At 74.1% G+C, this 19,247-nt stretch carries 17 protein-coding genes and 1 pseudogene; 5 read left to right on the top strand and 13 right to left on the bottom strand.

All coding sequences use genetic code 11. The features are described 5' to 3' along the window. Positions 1-18 precede the first annotated feature (18 nt). Both ACY1JF_RS05380 and ACY1JF_RS05375 read left to right on the top strand, forming a co-directional pair. Complete coding sequence (locus ACY1JF_RS05380) at positions 19-1,365, top strand: MFS transporter (protein ID WP_462703784.1); 1,347 nt, start codon at positions 19-21, stop codon at positions 1,363-1,365. 280 nt (positions 1,366-1,645) lie between these two features. Then, complete coding sequence (locus tag ACY1JF_RS05375) at positions 1,646-2,020, top strand: RNA polymerase-binding protein RbpA (protein ID WP_462703783.1); 375 nt, start codon at positions 1,646-1,648, stop codon at positions 2,018-2,020. A gap of 217 nt (positions 2,021-2,237) precedes the next feature. Here the strand turns inward: ACY1JF_RS05375 and fxsA are convergent, their stop codons facing one another. From fxsA to ACY1JF_RS05355, 4 genes are all read right to left on the bottom strand, one after another. Then, entirely contained in the window at positions 2,238-2,816 is a 579-nt protein-coding gene (gene fxsA / locus ACY1JF_RS05370) for an FxsA family membrane protein (protein ID WP_462703782.1), read from the bottom strand. Between the two features lie 46 nt (positions 2,817-2,862). Then, positions 2,863-3,720, bottom strand: coding sequence for a polyprenol monophosphomannose synthase (locus tag ACY1JF_RS05365; protein ID WP_462703781.1), 858 nt, complete (start codon positions 3,718-3,720; stop codon positions 2,863-2,865). Positions 3,721-4,256: 536 nt separating this feature from the next. Further along, a complete protein-coding gene (locus ACY1JF_RS05360; protein WP_462703780.1) occupies positions 4,257-5,861 on the bottom strand; it encodes an amidohydrolase in 1,605 nt (534 codons plus the stop codon). A gap of 47 nt (positions 5,862-5,908) precedes the next feature. Next, positions 5,909-6,349, bottom strand: coding sequence for an Lrp/AsnC family transcriptional regulator (locus ACY1JF_RS05355; RefSeq protein ID WP_462703816.1), 441 nt, complete (start codon positions 6,347-6,349; stop codon positions 5,909-5,911). A gap of 225 nt (positions 6,350-6,574) precedes the next feature. Between ACY1JF_RS05355 and ACY1JF_RS05350 the strand changes: the two genes are divergently transcribed. Next, positions 6,575-7,012, top strand: coding sequence for a hypothetical protein (locus tag ACY1JF_RS05350; RefSeq protein WP_462703779.1), 438 nt, complete (start codon positions 6,575-6,577; stop codon positions 7,010-7,012). Positions 7,013-7,394: 382 nt separating this feature from the next. Here the strand turns inward: ACY1JF_RS05350 and ACY1JF_RS05345 are convergent, their stop codons facing one another. The 3 genes from ACY1JF_RS05345 to ACY1JF_RS05335 form a co-directional block, all read right to left on the bottom strand. Further along, positions 7,395-8,567 (bottom strand): acyl-CoA dehydrogenase family protein, encoded by a 1,173-nt coding sequence (locus ACY1JF_RS05345; RefSeq protein ID WP_462703778.1) that lies wholly within the window; start codon positions 8,565-8,567, stop codon positions 7,395-7,397. 837 nt (positions 8,568-9,404) lie between these two features. Continuing rightward, positions 9,405-9,545, bottom strand: coding sequence for an SCO1431 family membrane protein (locus ACY1JF_RS05340; protein WP_462703777.1), 141 nt, complete (start codon positions 9,543-9,545; stop codon positions 9,405-9,407). A 145-nt stretch (positions 9,546-9,690) separates the two neighbouring features. Further along, a complete protein-coding gene (locus ACY1JF_RS05335; RefSeq protein WP_462703776.1) occupies positions 9,691-11,067 on the bottom strand; it encodes a peptidase C39 family protein in 1,377 nt (458 codons plus the stop codon). Between the two features lie 164 nt (positions 11,068-11,231). On the opposite strand from ACY1JF_RS05335, the pseudogene ACY1JF_RS05330 reads away from it, so the two are divergent. Both ACY1JF_RS05330 and ACY1JF_RS05325 read left to right on the top strand, forming a co-directional pair. Continuing rightward, positions 11,232-11,901: pseudogene (locus ACY1JF_RS05330) on the top strand (uridine kinase family protein); the annotation flags it as partial. A gap of 438 nt (positions 11,902-12,339) precedes the next feature. Then, the gene (locus tag ACY1JF_RS05325; protein WP_462703815.1) at positions 12,340-14,211 is read left to right on the top strand and encodes an AAA family ATPase; all 1,872 of its coding nucleotides are present in this window, start codon (positions 12,340-12,342) and stop codon (positions 14,209-14,211) included. A 121-nt stretch (positions 14,212-14,332) separates the two neighbouring features. Here the strand turns inward: ACY1JF_RS05325 and ACY1JF_RS05320 are convergent, their stop codons facing one another. The 6 genes from ACY1JF_RS05320 to ribH form a co-directional block, all read right to left on the bottom strand. Continuing rightward, complete coding sequence (locus ACY1JF_RS05320) at positions 14,333-15,424, bottom strand: hemolysin family protein (RefSeq protein ID WP_462703775.1); 1,092 nt, start codon at positions 15,422-15,424, stop codon at positions 14,333-14,335. After that, positions 15,421-16,776: a hemolysin family protein gene (locus ACY1JF_RS05315; RefSeq protein ID WP_462703774.1), complete on the bottom strand. Its 1,356-nt coding sequence runs from the start codon at positions 16,774-16,776 to the stop codon at positions 15,421-15,423. Before ACY1JF_RS05315 ends, ACY1JF_RS05320 begins: the two co-directional genes overlap by 4 nt. A gap of 268 nt (positions 16,777-17,044) precedes the next feature. After that, entirely contained in the window at positions 17,045-17,527 is a 483-nt protein-coding gene (locus ACY1JF_RS05310) for a PH domain-containing protein (protein WP_462703773.1), read from the bottom strand. A gap of 19 nt (positions 17,528-17,546) precedes the next feature. Further along, positions 17,547-18,395: an ATP phosphoribosyltransferase gene (gene hisG / locus ACY1JF_RS05305; RefSeq protein ID WP_462703772.1), complete on the bottom strand. Its 849-nt coding sequence runs from the start codon at positions 18,393-18,395 to the stop codon at positions 17,547-17,549. Between the two features lie 41 nt (positions 18,396-18,436). Further along, positions 18,437-18,709, bottom strand: a complete 273-nt coding sequence (locus ACY1JF_RS05300; RefSeq protein WP_103543716.1) for a phosphoribosyl-ATP diphosphatase — start codon at positions 18,707-18,709, stop codon at positions 18,437-18,439. 34 nt (positions 18,710-18,743) lie between these two features. Then, positions 18,744-19,229 carry a 6,7-dimethyl-8-ribityllumazine synthase gene (ribH, locus tag ACY1JF_RS05295; RefSeq protein ID WP_462703771.1) on the bottom strand — a complete coding sequence of 162 codons (486 nt, stop codon included), beginning with the start codon at positions 19,227-19,229 and terminating at the stop codon, positions 18,744-18,746. Positions 19,230-19,247: the final 18 nt, after the last annotated feature.

Here is a 19,247-nt window from a genome sequence, read left to right as displayed (position 1 = left end):
GGGAAGGCGAGGGCACGGGTGGGCACCGACACCGTGCGGACACAGACGGCCGACGAGGCCGCCGGGCGCCGGCGCGAGCAGCGCGGCTGGTACTTCTACGACTGGGCCTGCTCGGTCTACTCGACGAGCGTGCTCACCGTGTTCCTGGGCCCCTACCTCACCTCGGTCGCCGAGGCGGCGGCGGACGGGGACGGGTTCGTCCATCCGCTGGGCATACCCGTGCGCGCCGGGTCCTTCTTCGCGTACTCGGTCTCCCTGTCGGTGATCGTGGCGGTGCTGGTGATGCCCCTGGTGGGAGCCGCCGCCGACCGCACGGGCCGCAAGAAGCCCCTGCTGGGCGCGGCGGCGTACACCGGGGCGGCGGCCACGGCCGGCCTGTTCTTCCTGGACGGCGACCGCTACCTGCTCGGCGGCGCGCTCCTGGTGACCGCCAACGCGGCCCAGTCGGTCGCGATGATGCTCTACAACTCCTATCTGCCGCAGATCGCGCCGCCCCAGGAGCGCGACGCCGTCTCCTCCCGCGGCTGGGCCTTCGGCTACGCGGCCGGGGCGCTGGTGCTCGTCGTCGACCTGGTGCTGTACACCGCGCACGACTCCTTCGGGCTCACCGAGAGCGCGGCGGTCCGCGTCTGCCTGGCGTCGGCGGGCCTGTGGTGGGGCGCCTTCGCGCTGGTCCCGCTGCGCCGGCTGCGGGACCGCCGGGCCCCCGCGCGGGAGGCGGCCCCGCCGGGCCTGCGGCAACTGGCGGCCACGGTGCGCGACATGCGCCGCCACCCGCTGACGCTGGCCTTCCTGCTGGCGTACCTGGTCTACAACGACGGCATCCAGACGGTGATCTCCCAGGCGTCGGTCTACGGCTCCGAGGAGCTGGGACTGGGCCAGTCCACGCTCATCGTGGCCGTCCTGCTGGTGCAGGTGCTGGCCGTGGCGGGGGCGCTGCTGCTGGGCCGGCTGGCCCGGCGGTACGGCGCCAAGCGCGTGATCCTCGGCTCGCTGGCCGCCTGGACGGTCACCCTCGCGGCCGGGTACTTCCTGCCGGCCGGGGCGCCGGCGTGGTTCTTCGTCCTGGCCGCCGGGATCGGCCTCGTCCTCGGCGGCAGCCAGGCCCTGTCCCGCTCGCTCTTCTCCCACCTCGTGCCGCCCGGCAAGGAGGCCGAGTACTTCTCCGCGTACGAGATCAGCGACCGCGGCATGAGCTGGCTGGGACCCCTGCTGTTCGGGCTGACCTACCAGCTGACCGGGAGCTACCGGGACGCGATCATCTCGCTGGTGACGTTCTTCGTCCTCGGCTTCGCGCTGCTCGCGCGGGTGCCGGTCAGGCGGGCGGTCGGCGACGCGGGCAATTCCGTTCCCGAAAGGATTTAGCACTTGGCGTGAAAGGGCGGTAGTGTACGCCTTTGGCCTGCCAGGCGTACCGTTACTGCGCGTCAAAGGTGCCGAAACGTCGGGTGACATCTCCGAGTAGAGGTGACGTACCGGGCGCCTGTGGGTACTGCACTGGTTGACAAAGGCTGCGGCTACGACGGCGACACACGGCCCCGGAACGGGACTCGGGACGGGAATCTTTACCGCCGACCGGACGTTGACCGGATGACGACGACAGCGACACCTGTCCTGTGGGCGACAAGCCCGGGAGGCACGATTCATGAGTGAGCGAGCTCTTCGCGGCACGCGCCTCGTGGTGACCAGCTACGAGACGGACCGCGGCATCGACCTGGCCCCGCGCCAGGCCGTGGAGTACGCATGCGAGAAGGGGCACCGGTTCGAGATGCCCTTCTCGGTCGAGGCGGAGGTTCCGCCGGAGTGGGAGTGCAAGGTCTGCGGGGCCCAGGCACTCCTCGTGGACGGCGACGGCCCTGAGGAGAAGAAGGCCAAGCCCGCGCGTACGCACTGGGACATGCTGATGGAACGACGCACCCGCGAGGAGCTCGAAGAGGTCCTCGAGGAGCGGCTGGCGGTTCTGCGCTCCGGCGCGATGAACATCGCGGTGCATCCGCGCGACAGCCGCAAGAGCGCGTAGTCCCCGCTGGGCCTGAGGGCCGGAAGCAGCGCACGTGAGTGACCGCGGGCGCCGTACGTCGAGACGTACGGCGCCCGCGGTCTTTGCCGTGCGGGGCCGGTGGCGGCGCCGTGCCGGAGGCCGCGCCCCCGGACCCTCGTCGGCCCGGACTCCCGTCGGCCCGGACGGCCTCGTCCTCGGACACCGGACGGGCCGGAGGCGATCCGCCTCCTGGGGGTCAGCGGGTCAGGGGCGGGCGCGGGTCCCGGTCCGCGGGGCCTGGCTCGTCGTCCCGTACGACCTCGCCCGGGACGACCTTGCCGTCCGGGCGGTGCATACGGGCCTGGCGGAAGGCGTCGCCCAGGGTGCCGGGGCCCGCCGCGCGCAGCCGGCGTTCGAAGGTGCGCTCCGCGTACCGGCTCACCGCCTTCTGGACCGGGGGCAGCAGCAGGAGCAGACCGGCCGCGTCGGAGACCAGGCCGGGGATCATGACGAGCAGGCCGCCCAGCATCGTCAGGCCGTTTCCCTCGCTGTTCGGCCGGGCCGCCGGTGCCGCCCCGCCCTGCTGCTGCCGCAGCGTCTCCTGGAGACTGCGGAAGGCACGGCGTCCCGCCCGCTTGATGATCACTGAGCCCAGGACGATGCCGGCCAGCAGGACCAGGAAGACCACCAGGCCGTTCGACGCCCCCGCGACCAGCGCCAGCAGCCAGATCTCCAGCACCAGCCAGGCGGCGACGCCCAGCGGCAGGAATGTGCGCACGCGGGAGCGGCGGGGCCGGGTGGCGGGATGGCCGGGGGTGTGCGCGCCAGTCGTCATGTCCCCAGTGTGCCCGGGCCCGGCTCAGCGCGGGATAAGGGCCCGGTCACGGGGTCCGGGAGGACGACCGGTGCGGCGCGCGGTCCGCCCCGTCCTGGTCCGTCTTGTCCCGGTCCGGCCGGTCGCGGTCCATGATCTTGCCGACCCGCTCCCCGACGCCCCAGGCGGTGACCCGCCACAGCGCCTCGACGAGGATGTCCTTGCTCATCTTGGAGTCGCCCAGTTCACGTTCGACGAAGGTGATCGGCACCTCGACCACGTGGTAGCCGGCCTTGACCGCGCGGCGAGCCAGGTCGACCTGGAAGCAGTAGCCCTGCGAGGACACCTCCCCCAGGCCGAGGCCCTCCAGGGTCTCGCGCCTGAAGGCCCGGTAGCCGCCCGTGATGTCGCGCAGCGGCAGGTCCAGCGCGAGGCGCGAGTAGAGGCTGCCGCCGCGGGAGATGACCTCCCGGGACTTGGGCCAGTTCACCACCCGGCCGCCCGGCACCCAGCGGGAGCCGAGGACGAGGTCGGCCCCCTTCAGCGCGGTCAGCAGCCTCGGCAGTTCCTCGGGCTGGTGGGAGCCGTCGGCGTCCATCTCGATCAGGACGCCGTAGTCGCGCTCCAGGCCCCAGCGGAACCCGTCGAGGTAGGCGGCGCCGAGCCCTTCCTTGCCCTTGCGGTGCAGGACGTGGACGTGGTCGTCGGCGGCGGCGAGTTCGTCGGCGAGCTTGCCGGTGCCGTCGGGACTGTTGTCGTCGGCCACCAGGACGTGCGCCTCGGAAACCGCCTCGCGCACACGGGCGACGATCGCCTTGATGTTCTCCGACTCGTTGTAGGTCGGGATGATCACCAGGGGCGTGCCGAGGGGGCCGGACCTTCTCTCCTGGCCCGCTGCCGCTCGCGTCCCGTCACCGTCGTTCACTGCTGCCCCTCCGAGTCCGTACGCAGAGCACCACCATAGTGGCCGGGGCCTGCGATGACATGACAGGACGTTCGTATGGTGGTGTCGTTTCCACAAGACCTGGGTAGCAATGGGTCTTTTGAGGCCGAACCCGACTGCGGATGGGGGCCCGGCGCCCTTCGGGCCGACCTGGGACCCGCTGGCTGCGGATCGACCTGAAGCCGTTGTCTACTGAGCGCCCGGGCCCCACCCGGGTCACACCTCCCGACCGGCCGGAACGTTCCCTCGCCTGGCGCGAGTGCTGGGCCTGGCTCACAGTGGCGGTGCGCCGGTGCGGCACACCGTCCCTGACCCAGCGGCGCCGCGGCGTGTGCGCGGTAGTTCCCCGGTCGGGCGTCCGGTGGTGGACTCCGCCGAACCTACCGGCCCGGCTCCGTCGCCTGTCAACAGTCGTTTGACCTGCGGTGATCGGATCAATGCCCTGGTCAGCGGCGAGTGGGGCCGGGCGGTGCGACACAGGGACGGGGGAAAGATCGTCGTCCCGTCGGGGGTGGGTGTCACTCGCCCGGCCGTACGAAGACCGTCCGCCCGCCGACCACGGTGCGCAGACAGACCGGCAGGTCGCGGCCCGGGGTGAGGTCGGGCAGGCCGGGGGTGCCGGAGCGCGGGTCGGTCGACCAGCGGGCGACCCGGTCGTCGGGGGCCTGGACCACCAGGTCACCGGTGCGCCAGACCGCGTAGTCGGCGGGTGCGCCGGGGGCCAGGACGCCCGCGTCGTCCCGGCCGACCGCCCGCCAGCCGCCGCGCGTGTGGGCAGTGAACGCGGCGCGCACCGAGACGCGGTGCTCCGGCGTGCGGTGGAAGGCGGCGGCCCGGACCGTGCCCCAGGGGTCGAGGGGGGTGACGGGGCTGTCGGAGCCGAAGGCGAGCGGGACGCCGGCGCGCAGCAGGGCCGCGAAGGGGTTGAGGGTGCGGGCCCGGTCGACGCCGAGGCGGCGGGCGTACATGCCGTCCGCGCCGCCCCACAGCGCGTCGAAGGCGGGCTGCACGGAGGCGGTCAGGCCGAGTTCGGCGAAGGCGGCGATGGTCTCGGGGGTGAGCATCTCGGCGTGCTCGACGCGGTGGCGGGCGGCGCGGACGCGGGCGAGGCCGAGCTTCTCGGCGGCGGCGCGCACGCCCTCGACGACCGCGGTGAGGGCGGCGTCGCCGATGGCGTGGAAGCCCGCCTGGATCCCGGCCTCGGTGCAGGCCACGACGTGCGAGGCGACCGCGTCGGCGTCGAGGTGGGCGAGGCCGGTGTGGCCGGCGTCGGCGTAGGGGTGGTGCAGGCAGGCGGTGTGGGAGCCGAGGGAGCCGTCGACGAAGAGGTCGCCCGCGGCGCCGGCCGCGCCCAGCTCCCTCGCCCTGTCGGCGTCCTGTTCGGCCCAGTAGCCGACCACCCGGGGGCCGTTCCCCTCGGCCGCCAGCCGCAGCAGACCGGTGAGGTCGTCCTCGGAGGAGATCTCCGGGCCTGCGCATTCGTGAACGGTTCCGATACCGAGCGAGGCGGCGTGGGCCAGGGCGGCGCGCTGGGCGTCCGTGCGCTGGGCCGGGGTGACGGCGCCCAGGGCGACGGCGCGTACGGCGTGGTGGGCGTCCCCGGTGAGGGGGGCGTCCGCGCGGCCGGGGGCGCCCGGCGTCAGGTCGAGCAGGGCGGTGGTGACGACGGCCGAGTGGACGTCGACGCGGCTGAGGTAGAGGGGACGGCCGCCGGCGGCCTCGTCCAGTTCGGCGCGGGTCGGCGGGCGGCCCTCGGGCCAGGCGGCCGAGTCCCAGCCGTGGCCGAGCAGGACGCGGTCGGCGGGGCGGGCGGCGGCGAACTCGCGCACCCGGGCCAGGGCGGCCGGCAGGGAGGGCGCGTCGGACAGGTCGAGGCCGGTGAGGGCCAGACCGGTGGTGGTCATGTGCACATGTGCGTCGGTGAACGCCGGGGTGACCAGCGCGCCGTCCAGGTCGACCACCTCGTCCACACCGTCCGCGAAGGCGTCCGCGGCCCCCTCGGAGCCGACCCACGCGACCTGGCCGCGTTCGACGACCATGGCCGTGGCGAAGGGGTCGGCGGGACTGTGGACCTCGCCGCGGCGCAGCAGGACGGTCTCGGTCGGGGCACTGGACTCACTCATGGACACCAGTCTCACCCCTCGCCGGGGCCGCCCCGCGCACAGGTCCCTCAGATCCGTGGCGGCCGCGCCTCGTACGGGGTGGACAGCACGACCGTCGTACGCGTGGACACCCCGGCCAACGAGCGCAGCCGGGCGAGGAGTTCCTCCAGCTCGTGCGGGGTGGCGACGCGCACCTTGAGGATGTAGTTCTCGTCGCCGGCCACGCTGTGGCACGCCTCGATCTCGGGGACGCCGGCCAGCCGGTCCGCGATGTCGTCGGGGGCGCTGGGGTCGAACGGTTTCACCGAGATGAAGGCGGTCATCGGCAGCCCCACGGCCTCCGGGTCGACGACCGCGGCGTACCCGCGGATGACGCCACGCTGCTCCAGCCGCCGCACCCGCTGGTGCACGGCCGACGTGGACAGGCCCGTGGCCTTGCCCAGGTCGGTGTAGCTCATCCGCCCGTCCTCGACGAGCAGCTGCACGATCTGTCGGTCCAGCTCCTCCATGGCGCAAGAACCTACAGTGCGCTTGACCTCCTGGGACACCTGGACGTCCCGGGCCACGCCCGGCGCACGGGGGCACAGGGCACCTGCGGGCGGCATGTGACGAACGCCACAGGCTTCGAACAGCCTCCGTGATGTTCCCGTGATTACCGCCGACGGGTGACGGGAAGTGCTTGCTGTGGTCGAGGCCGCAGTGCCTTCACGGCCCAGCCCGAGGGGGAGAATCCCATGCAGAGTCTTCAGCGCCCTGGTCGTACCACGTCCAAGCGGCAGCAGCCGGTGGTCGAGCCCACGCCGGAGGGTGTCGAACCCGACGCCTTCGACGAGGACGAGTTCGACGCCTACGACACCTTCGAGATGTACCGGGTGATCTGCCCGGACTGCGCGCAGCCCATCGCCCTGCTGGCGGACGAGGACGTCCTGCCGGAGCACGCGCTGTGCGCCTCGCCGTGGAACCCGTTCGGGCTCACGGTCTGCGCCGGCACCGGCCGCCGGGCGGCCGACGCCCGCCCCGCGGACGAGTCCTTCCAGCCCCAGGAGCAGGACACCGCCCTGCTGTTGACGCTCCCCCAGGGCCTGGACTGGCGGATGCAGCCCTTCTCCCACGTCGGCGGCCCGGGTTCGCGCCCGATGCGCGTGCCGGTGGTGCGGCGCGAGGCCGCCTGAGCCGCGCGCGCCCTTCGGCCGGCCCGGTGACGCGGCCGGCCGGTCTCCCCGGCCGGCCTCCGAACCGGTCGCGCCACCGCCACCGCCACCGGGGGCGCACGCCCGGACCCCGGTGGGCTCACGCGCGATTCCGCGCGCCGGTGACCTGTCCGGGGTTTCGCACGTTGCCCTGATATGACCCCCACGTTCACCGCGACCGGGCGCCGGCGGCGCGTGTTCGTCCCGGTGCCCGCCGGAGCGCTTCCGCCGGCACCCCAGCCCCCGGACCCGCCGATCTACCGCGCGCTGATGCGGACCTGGGCCGACCGCGGCCGTACCCTGCCCGGGCGCCACGACCCCGAGTGGGCCCAGCTCGCGGCGCCCCCGGACGGACCCGGCGGCCTCAGCGCTCCTCCGGTCCCACGAGATGGCGGGCGATGACCATCCGCTGGATCTGGTTGGTGCCCTCGACGATCTGCAGGACCTTCGCCTCGCGCATGTACCGCTCGGCCGGGAAGTCCGCGGTGTAGCCGTAGCCGCCGAGGATCTGCACGGCGTCGGTGGTCACCCGCATCGCCGTGTCGGTGCAGTGCAGCTTGGCCATCGCCGACTGCCGGGCGAACGGCCGTCCCGCGTCGCGCAGCCGGGCCGCCGCCAGGTACAGGGCGCGGCCCGCCTCGATCTGGGTCGCCATGTCGGCGAGCGTGAAGCGCAGCCCCTGGAAGTCGGCGATCGGCCTGCCGAACTGCCGCCGCTCGGTGGCGTAGCGCACCGCCTCGTCCAGCGCCGCCCGCGCCACCCCGATCGCGCAGGCGGCGATGCCCAGGCGTCCCGAGTCGAGCGCCGACAGGGCGATCGAGAAGCCCTGGCCCGGCTCCCCGATCCGCCGCGCGTCCGGCACGCGTACGCCGTCGAAGTGGAGCTGGGCCGTGGGCGAGCCCTTGAGCCCCATCTTCCTCTCGGGCGCCGCCGCGCTCAGCCCCTCGGCGTCCCCGGGGACCAGGAAGGCGGTGATCCCGCGCGGGCCCTCCTCGCCCGTGCGCGCCATGACGGTGCAGAAGTCGGCGACGCCTGCGTGGGTGATCCACGCCTTGGTGCCGGTGATCAGCCAGTCCTCGCCGTCGCGCACGGCACGGGTGCGCAGCGAGGCGGCGTCCGAGCCGGCGGACGGCTCGGAGAGGCAGTAGGCGCCGAGCAGACCGCCGCCGAGCATCGCGGGCAGGTGCTCGACGCGCTGCTCCTTGGTGCCGTGGGCGGCCAGCGCGTAGCAGGCGAGGGTGTGGACGCTGACGCCGAGGCCGACGGTGAGCCGGGCGGCGGCGAGTTCCTCCAGGACCTGGAGGTAGACCTCGTAGGGCTGGTCGCCGCCGCCGTGTTCGGCGTCGTAGGGCAGGCCGAGCAGGCCGGAGCCGGAGAGCAGGGTGAAGACCTCGCGCGGGAAGCGTCCGGCGTCCTCCTCCTCGGCCGCCTTCGGCGCGATCTCGCGCTGGGCGATGTCGCGGACGAGCGAGATCAGGTCCCGGGCCTCGTCCGTGGGCAGGTGACGTTCCACCGGCTGCGGGGCGCGGTCGTGCATGGCGACGCTCTCCTCCCTGTGGGGCGCACCGGCGGGCGGCGCCGTGGGTGGGCGGCCCGCCGGGTCGGTCGGCCGTGGCCAGAGCGCGCACTCCCGGGTCCCGGAAGCCGCTGACCAGCGACTGTGCGGTGAGTATGCCCGATCCGCGGCGGTCAGTCACCAGTTAACGACCGCTCACTTCAGGACATGCCGGAGACGCTCCGCGGTGATCGCGAAGCCCGAGGGCCCCGCCCTCCCGTCCGGCAAGCCGCCGCTCGGCGCCGGCTTCCGCGGGAGCGGCCGGACCGGCGTCACCCGCGGGCTCCCGGCGGCAGCGCGGCCGGGACGGCGGCGGGGACGTACGAGCAGGGCGTCGGGGACCGCGGGGCGCTGGAGGGGACCCGCCCGCCGGCCGGCACCGCGGCCAGGGCGGCGCACGCCGGGCGCGGTGACGACCGGTGGGGCCGCGGCGCCCCGGCGACCGTCGCGGGCAGGAGGACGTACAAGGACCAGGAGGGCCCGGACGGCACGTCCTTGCGGGAACCGGGCGGTGACCGGGCGGACGGCGAGCCGACCGGGGCGATCAGCCGGCCCAGGCGCCTCAGGGGCCCGTCCGCCACGGCGGGCGGGCCCCGGTGCCGGGTGCGCGGGGTCCGGTTCCCCGACGGCGCGCAGGACACCGCGAGGGTCCTCACCAGCAGGGCGCACATGGTCTCGCGGGACAGCTCCGGGCGGCCGATCCGGTCCGGGGCCGCGCCCGCCGCGCCGCACACCCGGCGCCGGCCGGTGTCCGGGACCGGCCCTGGTCCGCGGCGGGCTGCGGACCTCGGCGGTGCGGCAGCCGGGACGCGGGTCAGGTCACAGCAGGCCGAGCTGGACCACGAGCATGGCGACGACCACGACGAGGGTCCAGCCCATGACGTGCTCCAGGATCTGGGGGCCGTCCTCCTGGGGGCCGCCGGTGCGGACGCGGGTGGCAGTGGCGCTGTGTGCGGTCATGGCTTCTCGCAGAGGTCGGACTTACCGGGTGGCTTCCCCCCACCGATCCGTCCACCTTGCCACCGGAAAGCGCCGTTGTGGCGGAGAGGTCGGTCACAGGGCGGTCCCCGGCCCGCGCGGCCGGGGACCGTCGCCGGGCGCGGCCTCAGCGCACGCCCACCGCCGCGAGCGCCGCGCGCTGGCGCGGGGTCGGGCGGGCCGGGAAGAACAGGTAGCAGACGCCGCCGGTGCCGGAGGCGACGGCGCCGGAGGCGTTGTACCGCTTGGTCCTGAGCCAGATGTTCTCCCACTCGCGCCGCCGGTAGACGCGCCGTACCGCCTCGTTGCTCTCGGAGGCCGGGTCGTTGGCGATCACGTCGCCGTCGGCGGTGAAGCCGACCACCGCCATCAGGTGCCCGGCGGTGCCGTACCCGGCTCCGGTCAGCTCCTCGGCCAGGAACGACTGGGACGTGATGGCCGGGACGCCCGCCGCGATCAGCGTCTCCAGCTCGGTGAGCGTGCCGAGACGGGTGACCACGCCCTGGAGGCCGTCGAAGGTGGCCGCGTAGGCGGCGTTGAACGGCCAGTTGCCGCAGCCGGCGTACTGGTGGTCGAACGTGTACCGGGCCGCGTGGCACACCTGCGGATCGGCGTACGAGGGGTCGACCCAGGCCAGTTGCTCCCCGGTGAGCCGGCCGCCCCAGTACTCGACGACCATCTGGGAGGAGGTGGGGCTGCACCAGGCCTCGCCGCCGTTGTCGTACTCGGGGTACTGCCCCTTGTGGATCTCCTGCGAGTAGCGCGGGACGGCCAGTTCCCGGGCGGGGCCCGGCGCGGAGGCGGGGACGGTGAAGCGGTCGGGGACATCGGAGCCCATCGCGTCGAGCCGCCAGACGGTGGGGGTGGCGCGCGTCCCCGGCCGGCGCAGGAGCGTCAGCCGGAGCCGGCCGGAGACCAGGCGCAGGCCCGTCGAGGCGTCGTCGATGGAGAAGGTGTCGGTCCAGACACTGCTCCTGCCGTCGCTCTGGCCGTCCACCGAGGTGCGCCGGATGTCCTGGTCGCCCGCGGCCCAGCGGCCCATCACGTACCAGGGGGTGTCCGTACCGTCGGAGTAGGTGCCCCGCAGTTCGACCTGGAGCCAGGTGCCGTCGGGGGTGTGGGCGTTCCAGGAGACGATCGCCTCCGTGGCGGGTACGGCGAACCGGTGGACGGGCGAGGTCCAGGTCGCGTACTCCCAGTCGGCCGTGCGGCCGGTGTGCGGGTCGGTGTACGACATCGTCCCGGCCGGGCTGCCGAGCACGAGGCCCGGACGGCCGTCCGCGACGGCGCGCGCGCCCCGCGCGGTTCCGCCGCGCCAGTCGCTCCGGATGGTCCAGGAACGGTGGTCGACGCGGCGGGCGGTGCCCCCGGCACCGGTGTCCGCGTCGGCCGCGGGGCCGGCGGGGGGCGGGGCCGCCGCGGCCGGGGAGGCTCCCCCCGTCACCGCGGCGGCGACCGCGGCGGCCAGGATGTTTCTGCGGGACGGCTGTTCGGCTCTGCTCATGGGCGGAAGACCCCCAGGTGTCCGAGTCGGGGCAGGCCTTGCACGGCTGTGCGCCCACTATGGCCGCCACCGCCCGCCGTGGCCAGCGATCGCGCCCGTGCCGCGCCCGTGATCACCACTCCCGGCCACGGGCGCCCCACGGGTGCGGGACGGACGCGGTTAGAGTGCTGCGCGACCGACCGCCGCCCGCACCCCCAGGACCCGCCATCCACGAGCTAGCCTCCCGCCTTCGCCGGCTGCCCCCGTCCTGCGGCCCGGTCCGTCTGATCGGTGTCGACGGGCACGCGGGCTCCGGGAAGTCCACCTTCGCCGGGCGGCTGGCGCGGGCGCTCGGCGGCGTGCCGGTGCTGCACCTGGACGACATCGCCAGCCACGAGGAACTGTTCGACTGGACCGGCCGGCTCCTGGAGCAGGTGATCGAACCGCTCAGCCGGGGCGGGACCGCCCGCTACACCCCCTACGACTGGCGCACCCGGCGCTTCGGCCCGCCCCGCGCGCTGCCGCCGGCCCCGGTGGTCCTCGTGGAAGGAGTGGGCGCGGGACGCCGGGCGCTGCGCCCCTGGCTGGCCGCGCTGCTGTGGCTGGAGCTGCCGTCCGAGGAGGCGTGGGCGAGGGGGCGGGCCCGCGACGGCGAGGAACAGCGGGAGTTCTGGGACGGGTGGGTCCCGGCCGAGCGCGCACACTTCCTCCGTGACCCATCGCGCCCCCATGCCGACCTCCTGGTGCGTCCGGGACGAAAGGAGCAAGAGGGGTACGAGGTGCTTCCCGGGCCCGCCGGGACGGGACCGCAGGGGCCGGACCTTCACGCGCGGTGACCGGCCGCCGCCGTTGTGTCGAACTCGTGAAGACGCCCACCCGGCAACTCCCCGGGAAGCCCCAACTCGGCTTGACCCAGGGGCCGTACAGGTCTTACGTTCTCAATGTGCGGCCTTTCGGGGTCGCGGCAGACACGAAGCCCCCGGTTGTTCCCCCGTGATCGGGGGCTTCGTTCTGTCCACATCACCCCTTTTCGGAGTCCCCGGCGACGCCTGCCGCTTACCCTCGGTTACCGCGCTCCCCTGCGCCCCCGCCTGCTCCCGCCCCGCGCGACGGCCTGCCACGGCCCTCTTCGGAGGGAAGACCCCCGCAGGTACGATGCCCTCGGTGCGGCCCGCGGACGACTGCCCCGGGCACCTGGCGACTCCGTTCCGGGGCACAGCGGTTCAGCGGTCGGAGCAAGGCGGGCCACGGCCCGGTGGCATACCGACGGGGGCACGGTTTGTGGGGGACGTGATGGACTTCGGCACGCAGGGCCCGCCGGCCCCGGCCGACCTCGCCTGGCTGCGAGGCGTGGACGCCTACACGATGGGCGCCTATCCGCAGGCGGAGGAGGAGTTCCGGGCCGCGGTGCGGATCGACCCGGGCATGGCCGACGGATGGCTCGGACTGCACGCGCTGCGCGTCGACACGACGGCCGCGCTGCTCAGGATGTTCCGGCACCGGGACCGTTTCGGCGAACAGCGCGCCCGTCACGGCCGTACGCTCAACTCCTGGTACTGGCTGGGCTGGTGGGTGCAGCCCGTGCTGGAGAGCCCGCGCGATCTGCTGCTCGCGCACGCCTCGCACTGGCTGGACGGCCGCCACGTCCCGGAGCTGGACCGGGCGCTGGCCGGGCTGCCGCCGGTGGACACCGATCCCCACGTCCGCTTCCTGCACGCCTGCCGGGCCTATCTCGTCAAGGACTGGGAGCAGCTCGTCCGGCACACCGACCCGCTGCTCGGCGACCCGCTGCTGGGCATCGAGGCGGGACTGTTCGGCGGCATGGCCCGGGTCCGCCTGGAGATGTACGGGCAGGCCGAACCGCTGCTGGCCGGGGCGCTGATGCGGTGCCGCAGCGAGCAGCCGCAGCGCAAGGAGCTGCGCTACTGGCTGGCCCGCTCCCGCGAGGGCACCGGCCGCAGCGCCGCCGCCCTGCCGCTGTACCGGGCGGTGCACCGGGTCGACCCCGGGTTCATGGACACCTCGGCGCGGCTGGCGGCGATCGCCGAGGGCGACGAGTACGAGGACGCGGCGGACCTGGCGGCGCTGACCCTGTCCGGCGCCGGACAGGACTCCGTGGACGGCGCCGAGGGCCCCGACGGCCTGGACCCGCTCTTCGGCACCGAGGAACGGGATCTGAAACTGTCCGCCTTCGGGCCGCCCGCCCCTCCCCCGCCCGCGGCGGCCGACCCCTCGGTGCGGCAGAGGACCGCGGCGCCGGACCCGTCCCTGCCCACCGGTCCCACCGATCCGCGTTTACTGGAGGAGGCGCTCGCCGAGCTGGAGCGGATGGTGGGCCTGGAACCGGTGAAGCGGCAGGTCAAGGCGTTGTCGGCGCAGCTGAACATGGCCCGGCTGCGGGCCCGTCAGGGGCTTCCGGTCCAGCCGCCGAAACGGCACTTCGTCTTCTCCGGCCCCTCCGGCACCGGCAAGACCACCGTGGCCCGCATCCTGGGCCGCGTCTTCTACGCCCTCGGGCTGCTCGGCGGCGACCACCTGGTGGAGGCGCAGCGCGCCGACCTGGTCGGCGAGTACCTCGGGCAGACCGCCGTGAAGGCCAACGAGCTGATCGACTCCGCGCTCGGCGGCGTCCTCTTCGTCGACGAGGCGTACGCCCTGTCCAACTCCGGCTACGGCAAGGGCGACGCCTACGGCGACGAGGCCCTCCAGGTGCTGCTGAAGCGGGCCGAGGACAACCGCGACCACCTCGTGGTGATCCTGGCCGGCTACCCGGAGGGCATGGACCGCCTGCTCGCCGCCAACCCGGGGCTCTCCTCGCGTTTCACCACCCGTGTGGACTTCCCGTCGTACCGCCCCTCGGAGCTGACCGCGATCGGCGAGGTGCTGGCCGCCGAGAACGGTGACCTGTGGGACGAGGAGGCCCTGGACGAGCTGCGCTCGATCGCCGGGCACGTCGTCGAGCAGGGGTGGATCGACGAACTGGGCAACGGGCGGTTCCTGCGGACGCTGTACGAGAAGAGCTGCGCGTACCGGGACCTGCGGCTGTCCGCCTACCCCGGCGCGCTCACCCGCGAGGACCTGGCGACACTGCGGCTGCCGGACCTGATGCAGGCGTACGGGGAGGTGCTCTCCGGGCGCGGGCCGCAGGACCCGTCGGCGCTGTGACGCGCGCGGCCTGCGGCCCGTCGTCACCTTCCCGTCGTCCGCCCCGGGGCGGGCCCCGCGGCGTCGGGCGCGTGCCGCGGTGCTCCCCGCGGGGGAGCGTGCGGGAAGGTGACGACAGGCCTTAAGCGGGCACCTCCTCGGGGGACCCGCTGGTGCGCGGCCCGGTCACCGTCGCCCCGGCCGTCCCGGCCGCCTCCCGGTGCGCCGGGTCCCGCACCTCGCCGACCAGCAGCTCCAGTACGTCCTCCAGGGCGACGAGGCCGAGCGTCCGGCCGCCGGTGTCGACCACCTGGGCGAGGTGGGTGGCCGCCCGGCGCATCACGGTGAGCGCGTCGTCGAGCGGCAGTTCGGGCCGCAGCGTGGTCATGGGGCGCCAGACCCGCTGGGGCACGGCCCGGTCGGGGTCCTCCAGGTCCAGGACGTCCTTGACGTGCAGGTAGCCCATGAAGGCGCCGTTCTCGGCGGCGACCGGGAAGCGGGAGTACCCGGTGCGCGCGGTCAGCTCGACGATCCGGCCCGGGGTGACCGACGGGCTGACCGTCACCCAGGACTCGCCCTTGAGGAGCACGTCCGTCACCGGGCGGGAGCCCAGCTCCAGGGCGTCCTCCAGGCGTTCCTGCTCCTCGGGGTCGAGGAGACCCGCCTGGCCCGCGTCCCCGACCAGCCGGTTGAGCTGCTCGCTGGTGAAGACGGCCTCCACCTCGTCCTTGGGCTCGACCCGGAACAGCCTGAGGACGCCCTGGGCGCAGGCGCCGAGGGCGGCCGTGACCGGCCGGCAGAGGCGGGCGAAGGCGACCAGGCCGGGGCCGAGCCACAGCGCGGCCTTCTCGGGCGCGGCCATCGCCAGGTTCTTCGGGACCATCTCGCCGATGACCAGGTGGCAGAAGACCACCAGGGCCAGCGCGATGACGTATCCGAGCGGGTGGATCACGCCGTGCGGCAGGTGGATCCAGGTGAAGACCGGCTCCAGCAGGTGGGCGACGGTCGGTTCGGCGACCGCGCCGAGGGTGAGCGAGCAGACGGTGATGCCGAACTGGGCGGCGGCCATCATCTGCGGCAGGTGCTCCAGACCGTGCAGCACCCGGCGGGCGCGGGCGGTGCCGAGCGGTTCGATCTGGCTGCGGCGCACCGAGACCAGCGCGAACTCGGCGCCCACGAAGAAGCCGTTGGCGAGCACCAGCAGGGCGGCCAGCAGGAGCTGGAGGACGCTCATCGCACGGCCTCCGCGGTCTTTGCCGTCTCCGCGGCCGGTACGGCGACGGGTGCCGTGCGCACGAGCCGTACCCGCTCGGCGCGGTAGTGCCCGACCCGGCGCACGGACAGCCGCCAGCCGGGCAGCTCCGCGCGGTCACCGACGGCGGGGATGCGGCCCAGCAGGTCCGCGACGAGTCCGGCGACGGTCTCGTACGGCCCCTCGGGCGCCTCCAGGCCGACGCGGCGCAGGGCGTCGACGCGGCAACTGCCGTCGGCGTCCCAGGCGGGGCGGCCGTCCTCGGACGGGGCGGCGGCGAGTTCGGGCAGGTCGTGCCCGTCGTGCTCGTCGCGGACCTCGCCGACGATCTCCTCGACGATGTCCTCCAGGGTGACGACGCCGGCCGTGCCGCCGTACTCGTCGACGACGACCGCGATGGGCTGCTCGCTGCGCAGCCGGGCCAGCAGTGGCCGCACGGGCAGGGTCTCGGGGACCAGCAGCGCCGGGCGGGCGATGCCCGCGACCGGGGTGCGCAGCCGCTCGTGGGCCCGCACCGCGAGGGCGTCCTTGAGGTGGACCATGCCGACGACCTCGTCGATCCGCCGCCGGTAGACGGGGAAGCGGGACAGTCCGGTGGCGCGGGTCAGGTTGACCACGTCCTCGGCGGTGGCCGAGGAGTGCAGGGCGCTGACCTTCACCCGCGGGGTCATGACGTGCTGCGCGGTCAGCTCGCCCAGGGACAGGGTGCGGACGAACAGGTCGGCGGTGTCCTGTTCCAGGGCGCCGGCCCGCGCCGAGTGGCGGGCCAGGGAGACCAGTTCGCCGGGGGTGCGGGCGGAGGCCAGTTCCTCGGCCGGTTCGACGCCGAGGGTGCGCACCAGCCGGTTGGCCACGGTGTTCAGCGCGGCGATCACCGGGCGGAACAGCCGGGCGAAGGCGTGCTGCGGGCCGGCCACGAAGCGGGCGACCTGCAACGGCCGGGACACCGCCCAGTTCTTGGGCACCAGCTCGCCGATCACCATCTGCACGGCCGAGGCGAGCAGCATGCCGACCGCGACGGCCACGCCGGGCACCACGCCCCCGGGTACGCCGAGCGCGGTGAACGGGCCGTCCAGGAGCCGGGCGAGGGCCGGTTCGGCGAGCATGCCGACGACGAGCGAGGTGATGGTGATGCCGAGCTGGGTGCCGGAGAGCTGGAAGGACAGCTCCTTCAGGGACTCGACGACGCGCTGGGCCCGCCGGTCGCCGTCGGCGGCGGCCCGCTCGGCGTCCGCGCGCTCGACGGTCACCAGGCCGAACTCGGCCGCCACGAAGAAGCCGTTGGCGAGGATCAGCAGGAGAGCGGCTGCCAGGAGCAGCAGGGGGATGGTCATGATGCCGCCGCCTGTGTCGTGTCACGACCGGGGGCGGCGCAGGTACTGCAGGACGATCCGTCCATCGCCGGAGGGAGTCACTCCTCGGGTAGCAGGAAGCCCTGTGCACCGGGCGGAGCGACAGGGGCGGAGGCGCACCTGTCGCGCCTCCGCCCTCCAGATTAATCACGAACGGGGCGGGTGCGGCAGGGCGGACGACCCCGGTCGGGCCCCGGTCCGCCCCGAAACGCTCCGGAGCGCACCTCGGGGGCGCCCCGGAGCCGGTGGCTCACGCCTCCGGGTCGCCGGCCGAGCGGGCCTCGGCCAGTGCCCGCAGGGTGCGCGCGTCGGCGACCGCCCGCTGCTTGGCGATGCCGGGCTGGATGCCGAGCACGGGCAGGCTGGTGCCGTCGCTCAGGTCGAGGAAGACCCAGGGGTCGCCGGAGCGCAGGTTGACCCGGACGATCTCCGCCCAGTCCAGCCGGCGCCGGCGGGTGAGGTTGACGACGGTGACGCCGGACTCGTCGGCGACGGCCTTGGGCCGGGCGAGGATCAGCAGCACGGCGTCCAGGAGCAGCGCGGTCAGCACGAAGCTGGCGCGCTCGCCCGGCCCGAGGCCCTTCAGCAGCATCGCGACGGTCGTGATGACCACGAACAGCACGACGGCGGCGGACAGCAGGACGGCGCGGGTGCGGCCCGGCCTGAAGGTGACGGGCAGGGCGGGCAGCGCCGGCTGCCCGTCGGCGGTCCGCCCGGGGGTGGCGTCCGGCATGAGGTCGCTCCGGGGGTGGTCAGAGGCGGCAGGCGTGGATGGCCGTGGTGAGGATGGCCCGGGCGCCGATCTCGTACAGGTCGTCCATGATCCGCTGGGCGTCCCGGGCGGGGACCATCGCGCGGACGGCGACCCAGCCCTCGTTGTGCAGCGGGGAGATGGTCGGGGACTCCAGGCCCGGGGTGAGCGCGACGGCCCTCTCCAGCTGCTCGACCCGGCAGTCGTAGTCCATCATCACGTACGTCCGGGCCACCAGGACGCCCTGCAGGCGGCGCAGGAACTGCTGGGCCTTGGCGTCCTCGGTGTCGGCGCCGGTGCGCCGGACGACGACCGCCTCGGACTTCATGATCGGCTCGCCGAAGACCTCCAGGCCGGCGTTGCGCAGCGAGGTGCCGGTCTCGACGACGTCGGCGATGACCTCGGCGACGCCCAGCTCGATGGCGGTCTCGACGGCGCCGTCGAGGTGGACGACGGAGGCGTCGACGCCGTGGTCGGCCAGGTGCCGGGCGACGATGCCCTCGTAGGAGGTGGCGACCGTCTTGCCCTTGAGGTCCTCGACGCCGGTCGCCGCGCCCGGCTTGCCGGCGTAGCGGAAGGTGGAGCGGGCGAAGCCGAGGGGGAGGATCTCCTCGGCTTCGGCGCCGGAGTCGACCAGCAGGTCACGGCCGGTGATGCCGATGTCGAGCCGGCCGGAGGAGACGTAGATCGCGATGTCGCGGGGGCGGAGGTAGAAGAACTCGACCTCGTTGCCCGGGTCGACGATGCGCAGTTCCTTGGACTCGCGGCGCTGCCGGTAGCCGGCCTCATGGAGCATGTCCGCCGCAGGGCCGGAGAGGGAACCCTTGTTGGGGACGGCGATGCGCAGCATGAGGTCGGCTTCCTTTGCTCAACGGGGGGTGGTGGGGCGGTTCACAGGTGGGCGTAGACGTCGTCCAGGGAGATGCCGCGGGCGACCATCATCACCTGGACGTGGTACAGCAGCTGGGAGATCTCCTCGGCGGCCGCTTCCCTGCCCTCGTACTCGGCGGCCATCCAGACCTCGGCGGCCTCCTCGACGACCTTCTTGCCGATGGCATGGACGCCCTTGTCGACCAGCTCGGCGGTGCGGGAGGTGGCGGGGTCGCCGTGGGCGGCCTTGTGCTGGAGCTCGGTGAACAGCTCCTCGAACGTCTTCTTGGACATGGTGGCGCCCACTCTACGCGGTGTACCGGTCCGGCTAACGCCAGGGCTCGGATACGGAACGCAGCGTAGCGGCGGTGGCCACGGCCGCCGTGACGGCCTCGTGGCCCTTGTCCTCGCTGGAGCCGTCGATACCGGCACGGTCCAGGGCCTGTTCCTCGGTGTCGCAGGTCAGGACGCCGAAGCCGACGGGGACGCCGGTGTCGACGGAGACCTGGGTGAGGCCCTGGGTGACGCCCTGGCAGACGTAGTCGAAGTGGGGGGTGCCGCCGCGGATGACGACGCCGAGGGCGACGATCGCGTCGTAGCCGCGCCCGGCGAGGACCTTGGCGACCACCGGCAGTTCCCAGCTGCCGGGGACCCTGAGCAGGGTCGGCTCGCTGATGCCCAGGTCGTGCAGGGCGCGCAGCGCGCCGTCCACCAGGCCGTCCATCACCTTCTCGTGCCACTGCGCCGCGATGACGGCGACCCGCAGGTCACCCACATCGCGTACGGACAGTTCCGGTGCGCCCTTGCCGCTCACGTCACTCCTCGGTGTCTG

Source organism: Streptomyces sp. SYSU D01066-1 (genome assembly GCF_054956795.1).
This window is presented reverse-complemented; position numbering and strand designations above follow the sequence as displayed.

Excerpts from the sequence above, each read along its gene's own strand:
- ACY1JF_RS05310 (WP_462703773.1), bottom strand. The coding sequence starts at position 17,527 with ATGCCGGACGCCACCCCCGGGCGGACCGCCGACGGGCAGCCGGCGCTG.
- ACY1JF_RS05325 (WP_462703815.1), top strand. The coding sequence starts at position 12,340 with ATGGACTTCGGCACGCAGGGCCCGCCGGCCCCGGCCGACCTCGCCTGG.
- ACY1JF_RS05350 (WP_462703779.1), top strand. The coding sequence starts at position 6,575 with ATGCAGAGTCTTCAGCGCCCTGGTCGTACCACGTCCAAGCGGCAGCAG.
- fxsA (WP_462703782.1), bottom strand. The coding sequence starts at position 2,816 with ATGACGACTGGCGCGCACACCCCCGGCCATCCCGCCACCCGGCCCCGC.
- ACY1JF_RS05300 (WP_103543716.1), bottom strand. The coding sequence starts at position 18,709 with ATGTCCAAGAAGACGTTCGAGGAGCTGTTCACCGAGCTCCAGCACAAG.
- hisG (WP_462703772.1), bottom strand. The coding sequence starts at position 18,395 with ATGCTGCGCATCGCCGTCCCCAACAAGGGTTCCCTCTCCGGCCCTGCG.
- ACY1JF_RS05375 (WP_462703783.1), top strand. The coding sequence starts at position 1,646 with ATGAGTGAGCGAGCTCTTCGCGGCACGCGCCTCGTGGTGACCAGCTAC.
- ACY1JF_RS05340 (WP_462703777.1), bottom strand. The coding sequence starts at position 9,545 with ATGACCGCACACAGCGCCACTGCCACCCGCGTCCGCACCGGCGGCCCC.
- ACY1JF_RS05320 (WP_462703775.1), bottom strand. The coding sequence starts at position 15,424 with ATGAGCGTCCTCCAGCTCCTGCTGGCCGCCCTGCTGGTGCTCGCCAAC.
- ACY1JF_RS05355 (WP_462703816.1), bottom strand. The coding sequence starts at position 6,349 with ATGGAGGAGCTGGACCGACAGATCGTGCAGCTGCTCGTCGAGGACGGG.
- ACY1JF_RS05315 (WP_462703774.1), bottom strand. The coding sequence starts at position 16,776 with ATGACCATCCCCCTGCTGCTCCTGGCAGCCGCTCTCCTGCTGATCCTC.
- ACY1JF_RS05345 (WP_462703778.1), bottom strand. The coding sequence starts at position 8,567 with ATGCACGACCGCGCCCCGCAGCCGGTGGAACGTCACCTGCCCACGGAC.
- ACY1JF_RS05335 (WP_462703776.1), bottom strand. The coding sequence starts at position 11,067 with ATGAGCAGAGCCGAACAGCCGTCCCGCAGAAACATCCTGGCCGCCGCG.
- ACY1JF_RS05360 (WP_462703780.1), bottom strand. The coding sequence starts at position 5,861 with ATGAGTGAGTCCAGTGCCCCGACCGAGACCGTCCTGCTGCGCCGCGGC.